At 47.1% G+C, this 677-nt stretch carries 1 protein-coding gene; it reads right to left on the reverse strand.

The features are described 5' to 3' along the window. Positions 1 to 46 precede the first annotated feature (46 nt). A complete protein-coding gene (locus DEO48_RS15345; protein WP_309136816.1) occupies positions 47 to 517 on the reverse strand; it encodes a hypothetical protein in 471 nt (156 codons plus the stop codon). Positions 518 to 677: the final 160 nt, after the last annotated feature.

Consider the following 677-nt stretch of genomic DNA (forward strand, 5'->3'; position numbering starts at 1 on the left):
CGGTCTGCATTATCGTCGCCATTTGCTTTGTTTCCGCGCGATGCTCTCACTCACCACCACAGGTTTTACGGTAATGGTCATTAATCAACGTTTCGAGCATATCGCTGATACGAACCCCGCTGCGTTCAGCCATAAAGTCCAGTCGTGTTTTGGTTTCGTTCTTCAGGTACGTATTGAGTGCTTTTTTATCGGTACGGGACTGACGCAATTTTTGCTGGTTCCAGGCTTTATTCAGATTCAGCAGGAATAAACGCTTTGTATCCGGCGCATCATCCCATAAATCGATCGCGACACGCAGGGCTAAATTGCGCTCAGAATGACTCAGTGGCGTGAGCCAGGTCGTTAATCCGGGCGTGGATAAACTCATATAGAGTCCGCCGATATTACCGGCTTTCTCCTGCTGAACTTTTTGCAGGTTGTTCCAGGCCCATAATACCGCGTCTTCTTCATCCGGCAGCCATTTTAACGGTAGCGGTTTACTGTATATGATTTTCCACCGGTCTTTCAGTTTTTCCATCACCTGTTTCTTAAGGTGGTTTACAGGGGGGGTGGAAATGTAAATGTTGTCAAAGAAGGCGATGAGAATATGTATTCTCTCCTGGTGACTTGCCGGAGATAAACTCAGATTTATTCGCTGATACCAGTTTTTCCCGAATTCAGCATTTGCTGGCGGGCCA

Source organism: Enterobacter sp. CGMCC 5087 (assembly GCF_003144775.1).
In the GTDB taxonomy this organism is placed as follows: domain Bacteria; phylum Pseudomonadota; class Gammaproteobacteria; order Enterobacterales; family Enterobacteriaceae; genus Enterobacter; species Enterobacter cloacae_M.